The sequence below is a fragment of the Streptomyces sp. NPDC058051 genome (genome assembly GCF_042885475.1).
In the GTDB taxonomy this organism is placed as follows: Bacteria; Actinomycetota; Actinomycetes; order Streptomycetales; family Streptomycetaceae; genus Streptomyces.
Map to the genome: position 1 here is coordinate 1 of NZ_JBHVRW010000018.1, position 21335 is coordinate 21335.

Annotated in this window: 17 protein-coding genes; 6 read left to right on the plus strand and 11 right to left on the minus strand. The window is 71.0% G+C overall.

The window, feature by feature from the left end; translation table 11 throughout:
* Both ACFVUT_RS25395 and ACFVUT_RS25400 read right to left on the minus strand, forming a co-directional pair.
* A partial coding sequence (locus ACFVUT_RS25395) for a beta-ketoacyl synthase N-terminal-like domain-containing protein (RefSeq protein ID WP_389654138.1) occupies window positions 1-933 on the minus strand: 933 nt, incomplete at its 3' end.
* Window positions 930-1835, minus strand: a complete 906-nt coding sequence (locus tag ACFVUT_RS25400; RefSeq protein ID WP_389654140.1) for a PucR family transcriptional regulator — start codon at window positions 1833-1835, stop codon at window positions 930-932. The genes ACFVUT_RS25400 and ACFVUT_RS25395, both read right to left, overlap by 4 nt.
* A gap of 675 nt (window positions 1836-2510) precedes the next feature.
* Between ACFVUT_RS25400 and ACFVUT_RS25405 the strand changes: the two genes are divergently transcribed.
* On the plus strand, window positions 2511-3833 hold the full coding sequence (locus ACFVUT_RS25405) for an acyltransferase domain-containing protein (protein WP_389654142.1): 1323 nt from the start codon (window positions 2511-2513) through the stop codon (window positions 3831-3833).
* A gap of 464 nt (window positions 3834-4297) precedes the next feature.
* Here ACFVUT_RS25405 and ACFVUT_RS25410 read toward each other — a convergent pair whose 3' ends face one another.
* Window positions 4298-5512: an acyltransferase family protein gene (locus tag ACFVUT_RS25410; protein ID WP_389671048.1), complete on the minus strand. Its 1215-nt coding sequence runs from the start codon at window positions 5510-5512 to the stop codon at window positions 4298-4300.
* Between the two features lie 916 nt (window positions 5513-6428).
* Complete coding sequence (gene msrA, locus ACFVUT_RS25415; protein ID WP_389654146.1) at window positions 6429-6977, minus strand: peptide-methionine (S)-S-oxide reductase MsrA; 549 nt, start codon at window positions 6975-6977, stop codon at window positions 6429-6431.
* A 759-nt stretch (window positions 6978-7736) separates the two neighbouring features.
* On the opposite strand from msrA, the gene ACFVUT_RS25420 reads away from it, so the two are divergent.
* The 3 genes from ACFVUT_RS25420 to ACFVUT_RS25430 all read left to right on the plus strand — a co-directional run bounded on the left by ACFVUT_RS25420 (window position 7737) and on the right by ACFVUT_RS25430 (window position 11327).
* Window positions 7737-7925: a hypothetical protein gene (locus ACFVUT_RS25420; RefSeq protein WP_389654148.1), complete on the plus strand. Its 189-nt coding sequence runs from the start codon at window positions 7737-7739 to the stop codon at window positions 7923-7925.
* Between the two features lie 191 nt (window positions 7926-8116).
* Window positions 8117-9940, plus strand: a complete 1824-nt coding sequence (locus ACFVUT_RS25425) for an ABC transporter ATP-binding protein (protein WP_389654150.1) — start codon at window positions 8117-8119, stop codon at window positions 9938-9940.
* Window positions 9941-10061: 121 nt separating this feature from the next.
* The gene (locus ACFVUT_RS25430; RefSeq protein ID WP_389654152.1) at window positions 10062-11327 is read left to right on the plus strand and encodes an MFS transporter; all 1266 of its coding nucleotides are present in this window, start codon (window positions 10062-10064) and stop codon (window positions 11325-11327) included.
* A 111-nt stretch (window positions 11328-11438) separates the two neighbouring features.
* On the opposite strand, the gene ACFVUT_RS25435 is transcribed toward ACFVUT_RS25430, so the two are convergent.
* From ACFVUT_RS25435 to ACFVUT_RS25445, 3 genes are all read right to left on the minus strand, one after another.
* Complete coding sequence (locus ACFVUT_RS25435) at window positions 11439-12857, minus strand: carboxyl transferase domain-containing protein (RefSeq protein WP_389654154.1); 1419 nt, start codon at window positions 12855-12857, stop codon at window positions 11439-11441.
* Complete coding sequence (locus tag ACFVUT_RS25440) at window positions 12850-14307, minus strand: acyl-CoA synthetase (RefSeq protein WP_389654156.1); 1458 nt, start codon at window positions 14305-14307, stop codon at window positions 12850-12852. The genes ACFVUT_RS25435 and ACFVUT_RS25440 overlap by 8 nt, the downstream gene beginning before the upstream one ends.
* 183 nt (window positions 14308-14490) lie before the next feature.
* Window positions 14491-15699: a nitrate/nitrite transporter gene (locus tag ACFVUT_RS25445; protein WP_389654158.1), complete on the minus strand. Its 1209-nt coding sequence runs from the start codon at window positions 15697-15699 to the stop codon at window positions 14491-14493.
* Window positions 15700-15846: 147 nt separating this feature from the next.
* Here ACFVUT_RS25445 and ACFVUT_RS25450 point away from each other — a divergent pair, with 147 nt between their 5' ends.
* Window positions 15847-16278: an Lrp/AsnC family transcriptional regulator gene (locus tag ACFVUT_RS25450; RefSeq protein WP_389654160.1), complete on the plus strand. Its 432-nt coding sequence runs from the start codon at window positions 15847-15849 to the stop codon at window positions 16276-16278.
* Here ACFVUT_RS25450 and ACFVUT_RS25455 read toward each other — a convergent pair.
* The 3 genes from ACFVUT_RS25455 to ACFVUT_RS25465 form a co-directional block, all read right to left on the minus strand.
* Window positions 16256-17947 (minus strand): GAF domain-containing protein, encoded by a 1692-nt coding sequence (locus ACFVUT_RS25455; RefSeq protein WP_389654162.1) that lies wholly within the window; start codon window positions 17945-17947, stop codon window positions 16256-16258. The genes ACFVUT_RS25450 and ACFVUT_RS25455 overlap by 23 nt on opposite strands.
* A 21-nt stretch (window positions 17948-17968) precedes the next feature.
* A complete protein-coding gene (locus ACFVUT_RS25460) occupies window positions 17969-19006 on the minus strand; it encodes a rod shape-determining protein (RefSeq protein ID WP_389654164.1) in 1038 nt (345 codons plus the stop codon).
* Window positions 19007-19282: 276 nt separating this feature from the next.
* Window positions 19283-19849 carry a hypothetical protein gene (locus tag ACFVUT_RS25465; protein WP_389654166.1) on the minus strand — a complete coding sequence of 189 codons (567 nt, stop codon included), beginning with the start codon at window positions 19847-19849 and terminating at the stop codon, window positions 19283-19285.
* A gap of 78 nt (window positions 19850-19927) precedes the next feature.
* On the opposite strand from ACFVUT_RS25465, the gene ACFVUT_RS25470 reads away from it, so the two are divergent.
* Window positions 19928-20716, plus strand: a complete 789-nt coding sequence (locus tag ACFVUT_RS25470) for a hypothetical protein (RefSeq protein ID WP_389654168.1) — start codon at window positions 19928-19930, stop codon at window positions 20714-20716.
* A 135-nt stretch (window positions 20717-20851) separates the two neighbouring features.
* Here ACFVUT_RS25470 and ACFVUT_RS25475 read toward each other — a convergent pair whose 3' ends face one another.
* A complete protein-coding gene (locus ACFVUT_RS25475; RefSeq protein WP_389654170.1) occupies window positions 20852-21295 on the minus strand; it encodes a MarR family winged helix-turn-helix transcriptional regulator in 444 nt (147 codons plus the stop codon).
* Window positions 21296-21335: the final 40 nt, after the last annotated feature.

A 21335-nucleotide genomic window follows, 5' to 3' on the forward strand; every position in this document is an offset into this window, starting at 1 on the left:
CGACGCACCGTCGGAGTTCACCGCACTGCCACGGATCACCGCCAGCACCGGCAACCCCCGCCGCTGCGCCTCCGACAGCCGCGCCAGCACCAGCATCCCCACACCCTCGGAGAAGCCGGTGCCGTCCGCCGAGGCAGAGAACGCCTTGCACCGGCCGTCCGGCGCGAGCCCGCGCTGCCGGGAGAACTCCACGAACCCGTCCGGCACCGGTATCGCCATCGCCCCGCCGGCCAGGGCCAGTGAGCACTCGCCGTTCCGCAGCGCCGCCACGGCGTGGTGGATCGACACCAGCGACGCCGAGCAGGCCGTGTCCATGCTGACCGTCGGCCCCTCCAGGCCGAGGACGTAGGAGATCCGGCCGGAGGCGACGCTGGTCAGCATCCCGGTCATGGCGTAGCCCTCGACGCCCGTCGTCGCGGCCTCGACCGTGGAGGCGTAGCCGGTGTACATCACGCCGACGAACACGCCGGTGTCGCTGCCCCGCAGTGAGCGCGGGTCCATGCGCGCCCGTTCGATGGCCTCCCACGTGGTCTCCAGCAGCAGCCGCTGCTGCGGGTCCATCGCCAGGGCCTCGCGCGGCGAGATCCCGAAGAACGCCGAGTCGAACCCCTTGATGTCGCTGAGGAACCCGCCCTCCCGTGCGTAGAACTTGCCCGTCGCGTCGGGATCCGGGTCGTACATGCCGTCGACGTCCCAGCCGCGGTCGGCCGGGAAGTCCGTGATCGCGTCGACGCCGTCGGCGGCCAGGCGCCACAGGTCCTCGGGCGTCGACACGTCGCCCGGGTATCGGCAGCCCATGCCGAGGATGGCGATGGGCTCGGAGCGGCTCGACTCAAGCTCCTCGACCCGCGCCCGGGCCTTCTGGAGGTCTGCGGTGACCCATTTGAGGTAGTCGAGGAGCTTCTCGTTCTTGTTCGTCTGGTTGTCGCTCACCTGGACACCGCCCGAATCGAGTTCTTCAGTCCTGTCGTGGGACCTTGCTTGGCCAGTACCGATGAGCCGAGCCGCCCCGCCAGATACAGCGCGAGGTGCAGGCGGAGGTGGTCCTCGCGCAGGGACCGCCCGAGCAGTTGCTCCGCCTTCTTCACCCGGTAGACCACGGTGTTCTTCGCGATGTGCAGGTGCTTGGCCGTGATGGCCACACCCCGCTCGTTGTCCAGCAGGCACCGCACGGTCTCGCGCAGCGCGGCCATGGTCCTGTTGTCGTCGGCGAGCGGGCCGAGTTCGCGGCGTACGAAGTCGGCAGTGGCCTCGGCGTCGTTGCCGAGCAGGATCACGGGCTCCAGGTCCCCGTAGTCGCACAGGCCGAACGGGCCGGGCTCGGTGGTACGGCCGACCCGTTCCGCGGTGATCGCCTGCTCGTGGGAGCGCTGGAAGCCGGCCACACCGTCGCCCGGCAACCCGGACGCGACATGGACGTGCTCCGGCAGGTCCACCGGCTTGTCCGATCGCCGCAGCTCGGCCGGGCGGCCGGTGGCGCGCCCGCCCCACGCCCACAGCCGCCCGGGGCCCGCGGGGAGCAGCAGCATCGAGGAGCAGCCGATCTGGTCCAGCAGGCGCACGGCCGTGGTCTCCAGTTCGTGCCCGCTGTCCGGGGTGATCTCGTCCTGCCACAGGACCAGCGCGATGTGGTGCAGTGTCAGCTCGTACCGCAGCTGGTGCATCGCCTTTCCCGTGTCGACCGGCTTGCCCGCCAGGATCGCGGACACCAGCTCGAAGCGCTCACCCACGGGTCCGGCGAACCAGCGGTTGCGTTCGGCGGTGAACTTCTCGGTCACCGCGGCGGAAAGGGTCTCCATCCCTTCGAACAGGTCGTCCGAGATGGACCGCATCATGGCCGGCTGTTGCCCGGGCGGTATCTGCGCCTCGCAGAAATCGAACAATTCGCGTGTGAAACTCGCGTGTGCTGCCCGGACGTAACGGAGCAAGAGGTCGGCATTCGTGCTGTCCGCAATACGTTCCCGAATAGCATTCGTGAGTTCTGCGGAAAGGAGTCCGGTAATGGCTCTCGCACCACTGAGCCGCAGGACGACCCAGAGTGCTATCGATTCGACCAGTCGCGTTTCGCTGCTCGATTTCCGGTCGAATCTGGCGAATGGCTCTCCTGCCAGTTCGGCCAGGAGGAGGCGGCTGTTCTCGATGGCCCAACCAGTCGCACCCGAGCCGACGCGGCGGACGACTTCCTCGACCAACTGCGGGTTTGTCGTGGGTAGATGGAGTACGGAGTCGTCAGCGGGGTGCAGCAGATGGAGGAGCGAATAGGGAGCGGTGATCTGTCGTTGGGCGGGAATGGTGACCTGGGATATCGGGTAACCTGACAACGAGTAGCCTCCGTGCCGGAAAGCGGACGCGACTGGATATCGGCAGCCTTCCATGATTCCATTCGCGGTGGGTAACCTTCCGGTAACTGTGCCCTTGTGGAGAAATTACCGCGCGATGGGCGGAAGTGCTTGGCACACGCGATATCTTGCGTTTCGCGGTCCACTGATTGCCAGTGATGAGGAGTGCTCGTGACCAAGCCGGCTACACAAGACGTTCGAGTCGGCGCCGGAGCCGGCACGGTGCCGTGGGTGCTGTCCGGGCGAAGCGCGGCGGGTCTGCGCAGCCAGGCGGCCCGGCTGCTGGCCAGGCTCGATTCCGACTCGGCGCGGAACGTCATCGACGACATCACCGAGGTGGGCCGGTCGCTGGTGGCCGGCGGCGCGGCCTACGAGCACCGGGCCGTGGTGCTCGGGCGCGACCGTACGGAACTGCTGGCCGGGGTACGCGCTCTCGCCGAGGAGCGGGCCGCGCCGAACGTGCTCAGCGGACAGGCCGCCCGGCAGACCCAGGCGGACGCCCGGCCCGTGTTCGTCTTCCCCGGCCAGGGCACCCAGTGGGTCGGCATGGCGGTGGAACTGCTGGACACCTCTCCCGTGTTCGCCGATGAGATCCGGGCCTGCGAACGGGCGCTGTCGCCGTACGTGGACTGGTCCCTGGAGGACGTGCTGCGGGGAGTGCCGGGCACCCCGCCGCTGGACCGGGTGGACATCGTGCAGCCCGTGCTGTTCTCGATGATGCTGTCGCTGTCCCGGTTGTGGCGTCGGTTCGGTGTCGAGCCCGCGGCGGCCGTCGGCCATTCGCAGGGCGAGATCGTGGCCGCGCACGTCGCCGGCGCGTTGTCGCTGGAGGACGCGGCGCGGATCGTCGCGCTGCGCAGCCAGGCCCTGACGAAGATCCGCGGCCGTGGCGAGATGCTGACCGTGCTGGCCCCCAACGACCAGGTGCGAAAGATGCTGGCCGACTGGGACGGCGTGCTGTCGGTCGCCGCGGTGAACGGCCCGGCCACGATGACGGTTTCGGGCGACACGGCCGCGATGACCGAGTTCGGTGCCGCGCTCTCCGCGGCTCGGATGATGCGCTGGCGGGTGCCGGGAGTGGACTTCGCCGCACACTCGGCGCACGTGGAGGATCTGCGGGAGACCCTGCTCGACCTGGCGGCCGACATCAAGCCGGTGCGGAGCGACGTCCCGTTCTACTCGTCGGTGACCGGACAGCGCGTCGACACCGATGAGCTGGACGCGGAGTACTGGTACCGGAACCTGCGCCAGACGGTCAGGTTCGACGACGCCGTCCGCACGCTCGTCACCGACGGTCACACGGTCTTCGTGGAGTGCAGCGCACAGCCGGTGCTCAGCGTGGGGATGCAGGACATCGCCGAGGAACTCGGCCGCTCGATCGTGCCGATGGCGACTCTGCGCAACGAGGACGGCGGAATGGGCCGGTTCCTTTCCGCGCTGGCGGAGGCGTACGTGAACGGGGTCGCGGTGGACTGGACAGCGGCGTTCGCGTGACAGTCCCTGCCCACATGCTGTGACCTGAAGGGTTCACCGGCTCACGGTGTCCCGTACGGCACTCTGCCGCGTGGTCGCCCCACCCTCGTACGTCGCGTACGAAGGTGGGGCGAACCTGCGCCGTGCGACACACGCACACAGCGCACCGCACCGGACGCCGTGACCTTCTCTGCATGCCCGCCCGCTCTCGTGCCGGCAACTGCCGTGCGCGCGGCGGGCCTTCGAATGAACTCGCGCTCCGGCCGGGGCACACACACCTCGGGCCGTCGAGGCCCTGGTCGTCGTGCGCTTCCCGGCACCAGCGGCTCGCCCCCCGTTCGGGGTTCCGCGCCGTTGGGCGGACGCTGTCCGGGCGGCGCGTACCGCATGACGAGCACCGCGGCCGGGCGGCGGGGCGGCAGCTCATACGAGCCTGGCCCCGACGCCCGGCCGCTGTTGGGCGACGGGAACGATCGAGCGGTCCCTCACTCCGGTACGCGTTGGCCTTCGGCCCTCAGGGGCGTCGCTCCCGTAAGGACCGGCGTGCCTGAATTCGGCGCGTGTCGCCCGAACCGCCGCACCAGAGGTGTCTCCACGAATCGGTACAGGACGAACGAGCACAGCAAGGCCACGCCGAGCACGCCGACGGCCAGGAGTGCGCCGGTCCCCAGCGAGAAGGTGCGCGTCCCGATCAGCTCGGCAGCCGTCACGATGACGATCCAGTGGACCATGTAGAACCCGAAGGAGATCTCACCGAGGAACACCATCGTCGGTCTGCGGAACACCGACGCGGTCTGCTGCCGGTCCGCGACCGCGGCGGCGGCTATGAGGGGGGCGGTCCACACACACGCCAGGCCCGCCGAACCCGCCAGATACGGTTCGTACAGGGCGAGGACGTACCCGATGACGGCCAGGGCGAAGGCGGGCACCAGGCCGATGCGCGGCCACCGTCCCGAGGCGACGATCCTGGCCAGGAGAATGCCCAGGACGAATTCGAGCGCGCGGACCGGCGGGAAGAAGTACACGAACCAGACCTGGGTGAACGACAGATCGCCGGACACGGAGAAGGCGACAAGCCTCGGCTGGTCGGTCACCACGTACGTGGCGACGAAGAACGCTCCCACGATCAGCGCGAGCACGACCGCGACCGCCGGCCACAGCCACTGCTCCCGTATCCGCCGCAGGACGAGGAACAGGACCGGGAAGGCCAGGTAGAAGAAGAACTCGCAGGACAGTGACCAGCTCACTCCGTTGACGGCCGAGCTGGTTCGGACGTCCGGGAACCACGCCTGCTGCATGGTCAGGGACGCGAGCCAGTCGACCATTCTGGTCGGCCGGTCCGTGCTGACCACGAGGATGGCCGCCAGGGCGAAGGTGACCAGGTGCATGGGGCCGATCTTCACCAGGCGACGGCGCCAGAACGAAGGCGCCGTGTCACCCGACCGCGCGGTCCAGGTCAGGACGAAGCCGCTCAGGATGAAGAAGAAGCCGACGCCGTACGAGCCCGAGAGGGTGAACGTGTCTCTGAGTTCGTCTCCTGTGTCGCCCGGGATGAGCTGGGTGTACCAGAGGATGTGCGTGGCGAAGACCATCAAGGCCGCCAGGGACCGAAGCCCCGTCAACGACGGCAGCCGGGAGGCCACGGGGTGTGTGGGCGCGTAGGTGCGGTCCACGCTGCTCGGGTCTGTTCCCTGGGTCACCATGTGAGGGCCAAGGAGCGAAAGGCGGCCGGCTGCGGGTTCGTCGCTGAGGAAGGAAGTACGGAGTCGTCAGCGGAATGCAGCAGAGAATAGGCGGATGTGATCTCTGATTGCGTAGGAATAACGGCCTGCGATATCGGGTAACTTGACAACGAGTAGCCTCCGTACCGGAAAGCGGACGCGACTGGGCGTCGGCAGGCTATACGCGGTCTCACTCGGCGTGGGTAATTCTCCGGTAACCGCGTCTCTGTAGCGGAATTACCGCGCAGTGGGCAGAAGTGGCCCCACCTCCGTGCTCTCCGCCCCGGGCCCGCGCACCCCCTGCCGCGAGCCGAAGGTTCCGTCACGGAGGCACGTTCGCCCGCGGTGCCCCGAACGCCCGATGTGCCCCGAACGTGAGGTGTACTCCCGGACACGGACCGCGCGGCCACGGCCCGCTCGAAAGTCGAACGGCGGATGTCCGCCGCAGTCGTCGATCTCATCCGGTGCTGCGGGACTGGGCGGCGAAATTCCGCAACGAGAAATCCGGCCGGACGTTTCACGCGTTCACGCGATCGACGGGCTACGTCGACGAACGGTCGGCGGGCCTTTTTCGCCACGCGGAATTCGGACTCCGAGGCCGGAACTGGGCCCCGAGCCGCCTGCGAGTGGATCGGCTACGAGTGGATCGAACGGCCCGTGTTCCGCCGTTCTGCCGCTTCACCGGAAACATGCGCAGGGCGATGGCGCATATCGGCCGGTGAACGATGTCTGAAAGGTGGGCGCGGGAGAACCGCACGTTTCGTCGGAAGCGTGCGGGGACCGGAAGCGGAGCATCAGCCACCGCGCCAGTCCCCGACCTGCTCGGCTCTGCCTCACCGATGTCGACCTTGCTCTGCCCTGCCTCACTGACGTCCTGACCAGGGCTTTTGCCTGCTCAGTCGGTCTTCAGCCCCATCGTGCGGAGCTTCGGCTCAATGACCACTCGGCAGTACGGCTCGAAACGATTCCTGTTGTAGAAGTCCTGCTGATCGGGATCCGCCTCGAAGAACTGCTCGTACGGCCGAAGGTCGGTCACGATCTCCTGGCCGAGTTCCTGTTGCACCCGATGCATGACCTTCTCGGAACGTACGCGCTGGTCTTCATTGGCGTAGAAGATCGTTGAGTGGTAGACGGTCCCGCGGTCCGCGCCGCTCTGGTTCGGCTTGGTCGCGTCATGGCTCTGGAAGAAGGAGAGCAGTACCTCTTCCAAGGAGATCTCGTCCGGGCGGAACGTCAGCTTTACCGCCTCGACGAATTTCTGTGGGTTGAGACCGTAGCGCTGATAGTCCTCATAGTTGGGCGGCGGGCCGTGATCCCCGGCGAATCCCGCGATGCTCGATGTGATCCCCGGTGTTCGGCGCGCTACCGCGTCAAAGGACCAGAAGCATCCAGGACCGAGTGTCAGGGTCTCGACATTCTCGTTTACGGACATTGCCTCGGCCATTGGAGTCCTCCCCAGACTCTCGTCCGCATTCTGGCGATTGATAGTAGCAGGATTAACCTTCTCGATTGACGGGTCAAGTCAGCGCGCACGCACGTGACTTCGGCGCTGATCCGGACCTACTGATCCGGGCCTGCTGATCCGGGCTGCTGATCCGGGCCAACTGGTTCGGGCCTTGGGGCATCCCGCAGACCCGCGCTCACCCGTGGCATCCATTTCCCTGCTCGTTGCCGCGGTCCGGCTGAAGCGAGCGGCTCGGCGTCGCACTCGGTCCGGGTGGGCGGGCAGGGCATCCGGACGCCCGGTGACGCCGTGGATGACGCCGTGGATGACGCCGTGGGTGACGCCCTGCCGTGCCCTTGCTGTGTCCTTGCCGTGCCCGCCGCCGTGCTCACGCCGCGCCCGCCGCCGCGCCCGCCGCCGTGCTCACGCCGCGCTCACCGTGCCGAGGGGGGAGGGGATCGAGCAGGGCCGGGTGGCATCGGCCAGGGCTCGGTGGCGTCGGCCGGAGGGAGGTCGCCTGCGAGGGTGACGAGCGTTGCCGTAGGCAAATGTTGCACTCGCCGGAGGGCCGTCGGCGCCCCTGATCGGGGGGCTTACCGGAGAGTCACTCGTGACAACGCTCTGAAGGTTTGCGGCATTTCACGGGTTTTCTCCGATTCATGGCTTGTACGACTTGTTGGTTGTTTGGGGTAGTCGTAGTGTCGAAAGTGCCGCAGCAAGAGCAAGGAGCGGCACAGCGAACTTCCGAAGGAGACGAAGATGAACGTACGTGGCATCTTCGACCACAGGGGTGGTGGCCGCGGCGGACGTGGCCGCGGCTGGGGACGCGGTCGTGGCGGCGGATACGGCGGCTACGGCGGCTACGGTGACTACGGCGACTACGGCGACTACGGATTCGGCGGCTTCGGCCGCGGCCGTGGACGCGGCGGTGGACGCGGCAGGTACTGATCCGACATCCCCGACTCCATCCCCGAACCCGGGACCGACTCGCGCCGGAGCGCGGGTCGGCCTCGCGTTGTGGGGTCCGCGCCTATGGAGATGGTCCATAGTCCGAGCACCCGTCTGACGTGAAGCCCATGCGCCTCAGCAGCACACTCCGGCGCCCAGCGCCTCCCGACGATGAGACGTCTCAGGAGTCGGTGACGGATGTCCCGATCCGCACGGATCCCATCAGTATCGTCGTGGCGTTCCGGCGCTTCTGGCCCCTCACCAAGGGCGACCGGTACTGGCTCGTCGTCATCTTCCTGTGCGCCGTCCTGGCGGCCGTCGCCGAGACCATCACGGTCCTCCTCTTCGCCAAGCTCACCGACACCGCACTGCAGACCGGCTCCGTCAGCGCCTTCTGGAGACCTGCCGGTCAGTGGCTCGCCGTAGCCGTCGCCGGTGCGGTGGTCGGATATCTGGGCAACTCCCTCGCGGCCTGGGTCGCCGAACGCTTCGTGATGCGGCTGCGGGCCCGGGTCTTCGGCCATCTCCAGACGCTTCCGCCCCACTTCTACCAGCGCAATCGCCGGGGTGACCTGGTGGAGCGTCTGACGGGTGACGTGGAGGCCATCGAAGCGCTCGTGGTCTCCGGCATCGTCGGGGCGGCCTCCGCGCTGTTCAGTACGGTGTTCTACGCCGCCGCCGCCTTCTGGCTGCGCTGGGATCTGGCCCTCGCCACCCTGGTCATGGTGCCGGTCTTCTGGTTCACGACCACGCGTTTCGCCGGCCCGCTGCGCGCGGTGTCCCGGCGCGGACGCGCTGCGGACGGCGCCATCACGGCGGTGGTCGAGGAGACGTTGGTCAACGTCGTCATGACCCAGGCGTACAACAGGCAGCGGGACGAGGAGACGCGGCTCCTCGGCAAGGCGCGGATCCGGCTGAAGACGGCGGTGAAGGCCGTCCGCCTCACCGAGTTCTACGAGCAACTCGTCGAGGTCCTCGAAACGTTGTGCGTCCTGGCGATCATCGGCCTCGGAGCATGGGAGATCTCCCAGGGACGGATGACCCTCGGACAGCTGCTGGCCTTCGCCGCCTTCATCGGCTACCTCTACCCGCCGATCCGCTCCCTGGGCCAGCTCGGTCTGACGGCCACCGCCGCGACCGCGGGTGCCGAACGGCTGCTGGAGATCCTCGATGCCCGACCCGCCGTCACCGACCCGGCCGACTCCGTGCCCGCCCCGTCCCGAAGCCGTGCGCTCGGCGAGGTGGAGGCACGCCAGGTCACCTTCCGCTACCCCGGCGGCAACGAGCCGGTGCTCCACGACCTCTCGTTCACCGCGAGCCCCGGAGAACTGCTGGTCATCACCGGCCCCAGCGGCGCGGGCAAGTCCACCCTGGCGGCCCTGCTGCTGAGGTTCTACGACCCGGACGCCGGCAGCGTCCGGCTGGACGACGTCCCCGTGGACCGGCTGCCGCTGACCTACCTCCGGCACAACATCACGCTGCTGCCGCAGGAAACGCTCGTCCTGCACGACACCATCGAGGAGAACATCGGGTGCGGACGCGCCGGTGTGACCCACCGTGACATCGAGGACGCCGCGCGGGCGGCCGACGCCCACGCGTTCATCAGCACCTTGCCGGAGGGATATGACACGGTCATCGCCACCGGTACGTCCCGGCTCTCCGGAGGCCAGTTGCAGCGCATCGCGATCGCCCGGGCCATGCTGCGCGACGCACCCGTCCTGCTCCTCGACGAGCCCACCGCCGGACTGGACCGACTGGCCGCACAGCGCATCATCGCGCCGCTGCGACGCCTCGCCGAGGGCCGCACCACCATCGTGATCACGCACGATCTGGCCCTGGCCGCGGACGCCGACCGCATCCTGGTGCTGGACGAGGGCCGACTCGTGGAGTCGGGCACGCATGACCAACTCCTCGGCCGCAGAGGTCTGTACGCCAATCTGTTCGAGCGCCGTGCCCATCCGCACAACGGCACCGCGTACGTTCCCGCCCGCCCGTCAGGAATCCACTGGCGGTAGGTGGTCGTGAGCCGCGCCGCACCTTGCGGCAGCGCGTGTCACCGGTGCGGGGCGCGAGGCCGGGACCGGGCCGTCCGGAGGTGCCGGACCACCGGACACACGCGGGTCGCTACCATCCGCTGTGACCGAAACAGCCGAAGAACCTGTACCCCGCACGCGCATACTCGCCGACCTGACACCGCTGCGGACCTCCCCCGACTACCGGCGGCTCTGGTTCGGGAACACGGTCTCCTGGATCGGTCAGGGAATGACGGCGCTCGCCGTCTCGCTCCAGGTCTACGACATCACCGGCTCCGCCTTCTCGGTGGGGCTCATCGGCTTCTGCTCCTTCCTGCCGCTCGTCGTCTTCGGACTCTTCGGCGGGGCCGTGGCGGACACCATCGACCGGCGCAAGCTGGGGCTGGCCGGCTCCGCCGGGTCGTTCGTCCTCTCCGTCGGGCTGGTCGCCGCCACGGTCGCCGGGGTGGAGCAGGTGGGGCTGCTGTACACGGTCGTCGCCCTCCAGGCGGCCTGCTTCGCGGTCAACTCACCGGCGCGCAGCTCGATGATCGCCCGGCTGCTCCCGGCCGAGCAGTTGCCCGCCGCCAACGCGCTCAACTCCATGACCGGGACCACCGGCACCCTGATCGGCCCGATGCTCGGCGGGCTCGTCGTCGGCTGGTGGGGGTACCGGGCCGCGTACACCGTCGACGCCGTCACCTTCACCGCCTCGCTGTACGCGATGTGGCGGCTGCCCTCGATGCTGCCGCAGCGCGAGGAGGGCGCGAACGGCAAACGGGCGTCCGTCGCCGACGGGCTGCGCTTCCTCGGCGCCAGGCCCAATCTGCGGATGACCTTCCTCACCGACCTGTGTGCCATGGTGCTGGCCCACCCGCGGGCCGTGTTCCCCGTCGTCGCCGTGGTCTGGTACGGCGGTGACGCGAAGACCACCGGGCTGCTGGTCGCCGCCCCCGCCATGGGCGCGCTGCTCGGCGGGGTGTTCTCCGGATGGCTGGGACGCGTGCGCCGCCACGGCCTCGCCGTGCTCGTCGCCGTTGCCTCCTGGGGCACCGCCGTCGCGGTCTTCGGACTGACCCGTCAGCTCTGGCTCGGTCTGCTCTTCCTGGCACTCGCCGGGTGCGCGGACACCCTGTCGATGGTCTTCCGGAACACCATGCTCCAGGCGGCTGTGCCGGACGAGATGCGGGGACGGCTGCAGGGCGTCTTCATCGTCGTCGTGGCGGGCGGGCCCCGGCTCGGTGACTTCGTGGCCGGATCGGTCGCCGATCTGGCCTCGCCCGGCCTCGCGGTGACCGGCGGCGGGATCGCCTGTGTCGTCGCCGTGTCGCTGCTGGGGCTGAGATGGCGAGGCTTCGCACGGTACGACGCGAAGAACCCGCAGCCCTGACGGCTCAGGGCCCGCCGGGTGGCCTTCGGCCGGAAGGCGGACGCGCCACGGCGCGTGCGATTCCAAGGCGCCGGAAGCGTGCGGGCCGAGGCGTGGCCGCCCGATCAGAGGTCACCCGACAGGCTCTCGGTCCCCGTCCGCGGGCGGTGCCGGACGCACCACGGCGCGGGCGATGCCCAGTTCCACCAGGTCCTGGGGGCGCAGTCGCAGCTCGTCGGCCGTGGCGCGCACCGCGTCCGGGGCGCGCTTCAGGATCGCCGCCGCCGCTTCCGGGGCGATCACCGAGAAGTAGCTGTCCGGGGTGACGTAGGTGTTCCCCGGAGCCGCCAGTGCCAGTGCGCCGCCCGAACCGCCCTCGCCGATCACCAGCGTCGTGACGGGCACCTCGGCCTCGGCCAACGCCGCGAAGGCGTCGGCGATGGCCGCGCCCGCGCCCGCCCGTTCCGCCTCGGCGCCGTTGGCCGCGCCCGGGGTGTCGATCAGCGTGAGCACGGGAACACCGAGCCGGTCGGCCAGCCGGATCACCCGGGCCGCCGTGCGGTATCCGGCCGGGCGGGTCGCCGTTCCGCACTGGGCGACGTACGCGATCGTCCGGCCCTCGCGCCGCCCGAAACCGCAGAGCAGTCCCGGATCCGTACCGCCGCAGCGGTCGCCGCGGAGCGGGAGCCGGTGAGCGAAATAGGCGTCCAGATACGCCTCGGCGCGCGGCCGGGAGGGGGAGCGGGCCTGCTCCACCGCGTCCCAGCCGGTCCTGGGCAGGCCGGTGGCGCCGAGGGCGTCCGGCACGGGCGCGGGGCCCGGAGCGGGGGAACCGGAGGCGTGCAGCGCCGCCAGCCAGCGGGCCACCGTCCGGGGGAGCTCGTCCGGCGGGACGACGGCGTCGATCTGCCCCGCGGCCAGCTGGCCCTCCGCGGTGTACGCACGGGGATCCGCGTCCGCGGGCCGTACCCGGGAACCGGCGAACCCCACCTGGGCGCCCGGCAGCGCCAGGATCACATCGGCGCCGGCGCCCAGCGTGGCCCAGCCGCCGCCCGTCGTCGGGTCGCGCAGGACCGCGAGGTGGGCGGAGCCGGCGGCCCGCAGCCGTGCCGAGGCGCGGGCGACGCGCTGCAACTGGGTCAGCGCGACCATGCCCTCCTGCATCCGGCTGCCGCCCGTCGCGACGAGCGAGACCAGCGGGAGCCCCCGGCTCCGTGCGGCCTCGTACGCCGCCTCCAGCCGGTCCCCGGTGCGCTGCCCGAGCGAACCGCCCAGGTAACCGAACTCGAACGCGATGAGGACACAGCTTCGGCCGCCGACGGAGGCGAGGCCGTGGACGACGGACTCCTCCTCGCCGGTACGCGCGGCGGCACGGGCCCGGGAGTCCGCGTACCCGGACCAGCCGAGCGGCCCGTTCCCGGCGCCGTCGCGGCCGGGCACACCGGCTCCGGCGCGCTCCTCGAACCCGGCGCGCTCCTCGAACCCGACGCACTCCTCGAACTCGGTGGTGAGGGCGGCGATCGCCGCCCGTGCCGACAGGCGGTCAGCCATGGAGCGACCGCTTCATGATCTTCCCCAGGTCGTTGCGCGGCAGCGCCTCCAGGTAGCGGACCGTGCGCGGGCGCTTGTGCGGGGACAACTGGGCGGCGACATGATCCGCCAGCTCGTCCTCGGCCGGGGGAGCGGCGGGGTCGGCCGGGACCACCCAGGCGACGATCCGCTCGCCGAGGTCCGGGTCCGGTTCACCGGTGACGGCGGCCTCGCGGACGCCGGGGTGGTCGAGGAGCGCGTTCTCGATCTCACCGGCGCCGATCTTGTATCCGCCGCTCTTGATCAGATCGGTGGCCTTGCGGCCGACGATCCGCACGGAGCCGTCGGTGTCACGGGTGGCCATGTCCCCGGTTCGGAACCAGCCGTCCTCGGCCAGCGCGGCGGCCGTGGCGTCGGGGCGGTTCAGATAGCCGGTGAAGAGGTTCGGGCCGCGCACCTGGATCTCGCCGATGGCGTCGGGGCCGGGGTCGGTGAGGACCGTGCCGTCCTCCTCGACGAGGCGGAGCTCGACATCGCGCAGGGGCGTTCCGACCGTGCCGGGGCGCGCCGTGCCGTCGGCCCGGACGCCGGTGTTCATCAGGGTCTCCGTCATGCCGTACCGCTCGATGACCCGGCGGCCGGTCGCGGCGGCGATCCGCTCGTGGTCGTGCACCGGAAGCGCGGCCGATCCGGAGACCAGCAGCCGGGCCCCGGCCAGCGCCTTCGCCAGCTCGGCGGCGCCGGGCGCGGATGCGTCGAGGGCTTCGGCCAGCCGGTGGTACATCGTCGGTACGCCGAAGAGCATCGTGCCGCCGGACAACAGCTCACGGGCCACCCCGTCGGTGGAGAACCTGCCCAGGTGCCGCACCGATCCGCCCCGGCGCAGCGGACCGAGCACGCCCAGGATCAGACCGTGCACATGGAACAGGGGCAGGGCGTGGACGAGCACGTCGTCGCCGGTCCACTGCCAGGCGTCCTCCAGCGCGTCCAGCGACGCGGCGATGGCCCGCCGCGGCAGGATCGCGCCCTTGGGCGGGCCCGTGGTGCCGGAGGTGTAGACGATCAGCGCGGGGGACTCGGGGGAGGGCTCCGGAGGCGCGGCGGCCTCCTCGGCGTCCGGATCGGTGTCGACGTCGATCCGGTCCAGTGCGTCCAGCACCGGCGGGAGCACGTCACCCGCCCCGGCCAGCACCACGGCCGGTTCGCTGTCGGCCACGATGTGCGCGAGTTCGCGCGTTCCCGTCTTCGGGTTCAGCGGCACCGCCGGCACCCCGGCCCGCAGCGCGGCCACGACGGCGACGACGGTCTCGGGAGTGGGGGTGGCCCAGACGGCGACCCGCCGGGCCCCGGCGAGACGTGCGGCGAGCGCGGTGGAGGCGCTGCCCAACCGGGCGTACGTCAGGGAGTCTTCGCCGAACCGGGCGGCCACCCGGACGGACCCGTCAGCCGGTGCAGAGAGAAGAGAAGTCACCCCTCGCACCCTAAGGGCTCACCCGCCCACCCGGGCCGCATAGCGAAAGCCCGGCCTCGCACTCCGGCCTCGCACCCCGGCCCCGCACCCCGGCCCCGCACCCCCCGCCTCGCACTCCCGCCCCGCACCCTCGCCCCGTCCCGCCCCTGCCCGGTATGCCCCGCGCGCCGGCAGGGGAAGCCGTCACTCCCGCTGAATGGTCCGCATGCGCCCGTACGCGTACACGCACCCCGCCAGCGCCAGATCCGACAGCAGCATGAACCCGATCGAGTACGACCCCTTCGCGCTGTAGATGGCCCCCATCACGAGGGGTGGGACGAATCCGCCCAGGCCGCCCATCGCGCCGACGATCCCCGTCACGCTGCCCACCTTCGCCTGCGGTGTCACCTGGGAGACCAGGGCGAAGACGCTGCCGCTCGCGGTGCCCAGGCCGGCCGCCATGCAGAGCAGCGCGACCGTGCCGCCGGGGGCCAGATCCGGGTCGAAGGCCTGGACGATCGCCATCAGGGCCGCCAGGCCGAGTGCCGCCGCCGTCACCAGGGCCGGGTGGACGCGGTCCGAGAGCCAGCCGCCGATCGGCCGGAAGACGACCGTGACCAGGGCGAACCCGGCCGCCTTCGTGCCGGCGTCGGTCGGTGAGAGCTCGTACCAGGTCTTCAGATACGTGGGGAGGTAGACGCCGAACGCGACGATTCCGCCGAAGCCGATCGCGTACAGCGCGGACAGCTCCCAGGTGACCCGCAACCGTCCCGCGGCCCCCAGCCTGTGGGCGAGCGAGTCGGTCGGCACCGGACGGTCCGGGCGGTCCTTGATCAGGAACGCGGCCAGTGCCGAATACACCAGGAGTGCCGCGGCGACCACCAGGAACGGCAGATGGTCGCCGTGCTTGGCGATCCGCGGGGTGAAGTACCCGGACAGGGCGACACCGCCCATGCCCATGCCGAACACCCCGAGTGCGAGGCCGCGCCTGGCGGGCGGGAACCACGAGTTGACCAGCGGGATGCCGATCGCGAAGGTGGTGCCGCCCAGGCCCAGCAGAAAGCCCACGACGAGCATCGCCCCGTAGGAGTCCGCCGCCGGGATCAACAGCAGCACGGGCACGATGGTGAGCGCCGAGATCAGCGGGAACATCAGCCGCGCACCGTACTTGTCGGTGAGCGCGCCCACCGGGATCCGGCCCAGCGAACCGACCAGTACCGGCACGGCGACCAGCAGCGACTGCTCGAAGGAGCTCAGGCCGAGGCGGTCCTTGTAGTCCCCGGACAGCGGCGAGATCAGATTCCAGGCCCAGAAGGTGAGTCCGAAGCCGATCGTGGCCATCACGAGGTTGCGATAGGCGGCACCGGACTCGACGCCGACCGGAGGGGCGGACTGCTTGACGGCTGCTTCCATCCCTTCAGTCAAGGGCGTCCGGGGGACAGGGGCCTGCCGTGTTGCGCCAGGCGGGGCAAGGCGATCGGGTGACCCACGCGGGAGGGGGACGAGCCTCGGATGCGCCTTGCGCGGTCATTATTCGGGAAAAGCTGCGACAATCGCGGTATGGACCGTCTTGACAGGGAAATCCTCAGCATCCTTCAGGAGGATGCCCGGATCTCGTACCGCGATCTGGGCGTACGGGTCGGGCTCAGCGCCAATGCCGCCGCCGACCGGGTGCGCCGGCTGCGGCGCGACGGTGTCATCCGCGGTTTCACCGTGATCATCGACCCGGCCGCCGACACCCGCACCGGGCTCGTCGTCTTCATCGACGTGACGCTGCGGATGGACACGACGAACGAGGTGTTCGAGCGGGCGGTGCTCGCCCTGCCCGGCATCACCGAAGTGGTGCATGTGACCGGCGGCCACGACTATCTCGTACGCGCCACCGTCGCCGACACCACGGCCCTGGACGGGCTGCTGCGCAGGCTCAAGCGGGAGGCCGGTGTCGCGCACTCCAACACCCGCGTCGCGCTCAGAGCGGCGCCTGCCAGATGACGGTCGACGAGCGCGAGCCGTCCTCGTCGCGGCCGTCGTCGGCGACCGCCAGCCGGACCGCGGTCCGCCCGTCCGGCAGCACGGCCGTCGCGTCCACCTCCACCTCGATCGCCGACACCCCGGTCCGGCGGTGCGCGGCCGCGAGTGCGCCGCGCAGCGCGGCGAGCAGCCGCCGGTCCACGGGATCCCGGACCAGCGCGTCGACCGCCCCGTTGAAATGCACCGACGGCTGGAAACCGAGCACGGCCGCGGCACCTCCGGTCTCGCGCAGCACCCGGCCGCGGAAGGTGGCGGGGGCCTCGGCGGGCGGCTGCTGGAGAGCGAAGATCGCCGTCCGCACCTCCTGAATGGTCGAGTCCAGCTCGTCGACGGCCTTGCTCAGCAGCTCGTCCGTCTCCGGGACGGCGGCCCTGCGGCGGGTCGACTCCAGCATCATCTCCGTCGCGAACAGCCGCTGGACGACGAGATCGTGCAGATCGCGGGCGATCCTGTCCCGGTCCTCGTACACCGCGAGCTGTTCCCGGTCGTGCTGGGCGTCCGCCAGGACCAGCGCGAGCGCGGCCTGCGAGGCGAACTGGGAGGCCAGCAGCCGGTCCACGGCCGTGTACGGACGGGCGCCGCGCCGTCGGGGCAGGGCGAGGGTGCCGATCAGCCGCCCACCGCTCTGCAACGGCAGCATCATGCTCGGGCCGAACCGCGAGCGCACATGCGTCGTCATCCGTGGATCCGTCGCCGAGTCCTCGATGAACACCGGTTCTCCGCCGAGCAGTTGGACCAGTACGGCGGAGTCGGGCGCGATGGTCGTACCGACGATCCCGGCCGGGTCGTCGCGCGTGGACGCGGTGACGATCTCCATCCCGCCCTCCTCGTTGGGCTGGAGGATCACCCCGGCCGACGCGTCGGCGAGCGCCCTGGCCCCCTCGGCGACGGTCATCAGCGCGTCGGCCGGGTTCCCGCCGCTCAGCAGGGCGGTGGTGACGGCTGCCGCGCCTTCGATCCAGCGCTCCCGCTGCCGGGCCGCCTCGTACAGCCGGGCGTTGCCGATCGCGATTCCGGCCTGCGAGGCGAACACCCTCAGCAGCGCCATGTCCGTGTCGGTGAAGGAACCGGTGCGCTTCTCGGTGAGGTAGACGTTGCCGAACACCTGGTCCTGCACCCGGATCGGCGCCCCGAGGAAGGAGTGCATCACGGGGTGGCCGGGCGGCACTCCGCAGGAGCGCGGGTCGGCGGCCAGGTCGTCGCTGCGCAGTGGCTGCGGCTCGTCGATGAGGACACCGAGCATCCCCGAGTGGCCGTCGGGGAAGTGGCCGATCCGCCGCCGCTCGGTGTCGTCGAGGCCCGAGGTGAACAGCTCGGTGATGGTGCCGCGTTCGGTGTCGAGCACACCGAGCGCGCCGTACCGGGCCTCGGTCAGCGCGGTGGCGGCATCCACGATCTGCTGGAGGGTGGCCCGCAGTTCGAGATCGGTGCCGACGCGCAGCACCGCTTCCAGGAGCAGAGGCAGGCGCGGCGCGTGCGGGGTACCGGCCGGCTCGTCCCGGGGGCCGGCGGGCGAGTCCGCCGCCGTATCCGCCGCGTCCGCTGCGGCCACCGCCGTGTCCGCCCTCGCGTTCGCCGCTGTATCCGCCGTATCCGCTGTGTCTTTCGTGTCCGCCGTCTCTTCGGGCATTCGCCTCACCCCCCGCCGTGTTCAGCAGGCGAGCGGGTCGAGAATCATCGGCTCGATCTTCCCGTCCAGCATCGCACCGAGCCCCAGCACCGAGCACACATCGGGCCGCTCCGCGATGTGCACGGGCACGCGTGTGGCGTCCCGCAGCATCTGATCGAGACCGGGCAGCAGCGCGCTGCCGCCGACCATCATGATTCCGCAGTCGGCGATGTCGGCCACCAGATCGGGCGGGCAGTCGCGCAGGATCCTGCCGAGGCCGTCGAGCACCGCGGTCAGCGGGGCGTGGATCGCCTGCCGCATCGCGGCGGTGTCGACCTGCACCGAGCGGGCCAGGCCGGTCGCCACGTCCCGGCCGTGGATCTCGGTCATGGCGGGCCCGCGCGCGCTGAGCCCCCCGCCGCTGAGCGCCAGTTGCAGGGGCCGTACGGACTGGCTCGGCAGCATCAGTTCGTGGTGCTGGCGCAGATGCTGGATCACCGCGTGATCGATGGCGTCCCCGCCGACGGGGATGCGCGCGGCGGTCACGATCGAACCGAGCGAGAGCACCGCGATCTGGGTGGTCGCCGCACCGCACACCATGATCATGGAGGCGGTCGGCTGCTCGACGGGCAGCCCGCAGCCGACGGCCGCCGCGATCAGGGTGTCGACCAGTTCGACCCGCCGGGCGCCCAGCCCCACCAGGGTCTCGACGGTGGCCCGCTGGGCGAGCGGATCACTGTCGTGCGGGGTGCAGGCGGCGGCCCGCAGCCGGGGCTTGCGGCGCAGTTGGCGGCGGAGTCTGTCGCCGAGCAGTTGGCGGAGCATGCGCTGGGCCATCTCGATGTCGATGACGGTTCCGCCGGTGACCGGCCGGACCACCCGGATGTAGTCGGGGGTGCGGCCCGTCATCTGTTCGGCGAGTTCGCCGACGGCGATGAGAGAGCCGGTACGGGTGTTCATCGCGGCGGCACTCGGCTCGTCGACGACGAGCCCGAGCCCCTTGACGTACACACGGGTCCGAGCGGCCCCGAGGTCGACGGCGACATGGCAACGGCGCAACTGCTCAAGGCTGACGGTCACGACAGGTTCTCCCGAGAGCGCTGATCGGTGGTCCCGGCGGCAGGCCGGCTCTCCTCGCATCCTGCGCCGTTCGGATTCATTGCGCGCGCCGGGATGGGCCGTAGGAGGTACAGAGCTGACAGGGCGACAGAGAAACGCGGTACGGAGAAGTCGGCCGGGCTGCAGGCGCCGGAGCAGCCCGCGGTGAGGCGGCCGGCCGGGCTGCGGGACCGGAGCGGCCTGTGGCGGGGAAGCCGGCCCGGCAGCAGGCGTCGGAGCCGCCCTCCGCCCGGTGCGTCAGCCGGGCAGCAGGCGCTGGAACAGTCCCCAGGTGAATTCGGCGACGTACCGCTCACCCGTACCCGGCGCGGTGATCGCGAGCGCCCACCGGGTCGGCGCGCTGCCCTCCATGGGGCGGGCCGGAGCGAAGGCCCGCGCGACCTCGTCCACCGTGCCCGACCAGGGACGCAGATCCTCGACCGCGCGCAGCTCGGGCCCCGGCGCCCCCGGCGCCCGGACCAGCCAGGCGTTCCATACGGCCCCGCCCGGTGCGACCAGTACCTCGAACCGCAGATCCGGCCAGAGCGGCACCGGCCACAGCAGCGCGTCGCACTCCAGGTCACCGATCGTGCGGCGCGCGGACGACTCGGGTGTGCCGAGCGCCGAACGGTAGCGACGCAGCGCGCCCCGCCCGCGCGGCGCGCGCACCATGGCCTGCCAGCGCCGGTTGGCCTCCCGCATCTCCGTGCGCGACGCACTCAGTTCCTGCCGGGCGTGGTCCACGAGAGCGGGCTGGTGGTCGGCCATCCGGCGCAGCAGGACGAGCTGGAACTCACGAGGGCCGAAAGGTGTGGGCGCGGTCATGGAATCAACGGTTCCACACAGGATCCTCACGTGAGCGACTTTCCATGTTGTCCTATCGGCATCTAACCTGCGGGCGCCATGGATTACTGCCACCCATGTCAGCGGCACCTCAACGGTGCCCTGGCCTGCGCCGGATGCGGAACCCCCGCCGAGGCGCTGACTCACTACGCCACGCCCGCGTTCTCCGGCCACGAACCGGAAGCGGAGCGCGAGGGGGCCGCCCCGTCGCAGCCCGGGGGCCGACGCCGTCAGGCACGGGAGGCCGCCCGGCCCGCGCGCGGTTCACGGGGTTCCCGCAAGCCCGACCGGGGAGCCCGGGCCGAGGGGCGCGGCCGGCGCGCCCACCGCCGTCGCCGCCGGACGGCACTGTTCACCGTGCTCGGCGTGGTGCTCGCGGCCGGGGCGCTGAGCCTGGCCGAGCTGGCCCTCGAACCGAACGGCGACGACGGCGCCTCGGACTACGTACGCGAATCGGTCCCGGTCACGACCGCACCGGTCCCGGACCGCTCGGCGGGCGACACGGCCGAGCCGCCCGGTCCGGTGGACGGCCCCTCCGTGGTCCCGGCCACCGATTCCCATGCGGTCGGCACCGACGGCGCGAACGGGGCGACCGGCCGCGCCCGCCCCGAGTCTTCCGGCGCCTCCTCGGCGTCGGCCTCCGCCGCCCCCTCCGCCTCCGCGGACGAGGGGGCCGCGTCGGGATCCGGCACTGCCGAGGGACCGTCCGGCGATCCGTCGGACCCCGCCCGGCCCGGTGGCGACCCGACGCCGGCCGAGCCCCCCGCGTCGTCCACCCCGACCCCGACCCCGACCCCCACACCCACGCCGACCAAGTCCCAGTCGTGCTGGCTGTGGTTCTGCCTGTGAGCGGTCCGGCCGGTCGCGTGACGCCGGGGCGCGCCCGGCCCTGATCCGGGCTGCGGGCGCGCAGTGCCCCCACTCGTGCTGCGGGCACACATGGGCACACCCTGCTCTCGGTCGTGGTGCGGGAACGCCGTGCCCTCAGTCGTGCTGCGGGCCTGACGCGCCCAGCATGCGGTGCAGCAGGTCCCGCAGCGTCGCCCGGTCCGCGTCCGACAGCTCGGCCAGGGGCTCCCGGGCGAAGGTGAGCGAGTCGCGCAGTCGCTGCGCCGTCCGCGCCCCCTTCTCCGTCGGCGCGGCCAGCTTCACCCGCCGGTCCAGCGGATCCGGCCGGCGCTCCACCAGGCCGCGCGTCTCCAGCCGGTCGACGATGCCCGTGACGTTCGACGGCTCGCACTTCAGCTTCTGGGCGATCCTGCGCATGGGCAGCGGCTCCAGGGCGAGCAGCCCCAGCACGCGCGCCTGGGCACCCGTGAGCGAGTGGGCCGCCGCGGCCTCGTCGTACTCCTCGTAGTAGCGCGCCACGACGGCGCCGATGAGTTCGACGACTTCGAGCGTCAGAGGGTCTGTACGGGTGGTGGCCATGACACCCAGGATAGCCGGTTACTTGACAACATGAAATATT

Coding starts and splice junctions, on each gene's coding strand:
- ACFVUT_RS25470 (WP_389654168.1), top strand. CDS start 19,928: ATGGATTACTGCCACCCATGTCAGCGGCACCTCAACGGTGCCCTGGCC.
- ACFVUT_RS25420 (WP_389654148.1), top strand. CDS start 7,737: ATGAACGTACGTGGCATCTTCGACCACAGGGGTGGTGGCCGCGGCGGA.
- ACFVUT_RS25450 (WP_389654160.1), top strand. CDS start 15,847: ATGGACCGTCTTGACAGGGAAATCCTCAGCATCCTTCAGGAGGATGCC.
- ACFVUT_RS25465 (WP_389654166.1), bottom strand. CDS start 19,849: ATGACCGCGCCCACACCTTTCGGCCCTCGTGAGTTCCAGCTCGTCCTG.
- ACFVUT_RS25400 (WP_389654140.1), bottom strand. CDS start 1,835: ATGATGCGGTCCATCTCGGACGACCTGTTCGAAGGGATGGAGACCCTT.
- ACFVUT_RS25445 (WP_389654158.1), bottom strand. CDS start 15,699: ATGGAAGCAGCCGTCAAGCAGTCCGCCCCTCCGGTCGGCGTCGAGTCC.
- msrA (WP_389654146.1), bottom strand. CDS start 6,977: ATGGCCGAGGCAATGTCCGTAAACGAGAATGTCGAGACCCTGACACTC.
- ACFVUT_RS25455 (WP_389654162.1), bottom strand. CDS start 17,947: ATGCCCGAAGAGACGGCGGACACGAAAGACACAGCGGATACGGCGGAT.
- ACFVUT_RS25475 (WP_389654170.1), bottom strand. CDS start 21,295: ATGGCCACCACCCGTACAGACCCTCTGACGCTCGAAGTCGTCGAACTC.
- ACFVUT_RS25435 (WP_389654154.1), bottom strand. CDS start 12,857: ATGGCTGACCGCCTGTCGGCACGGGCGGCGATCGCCGCCCTCACCACC.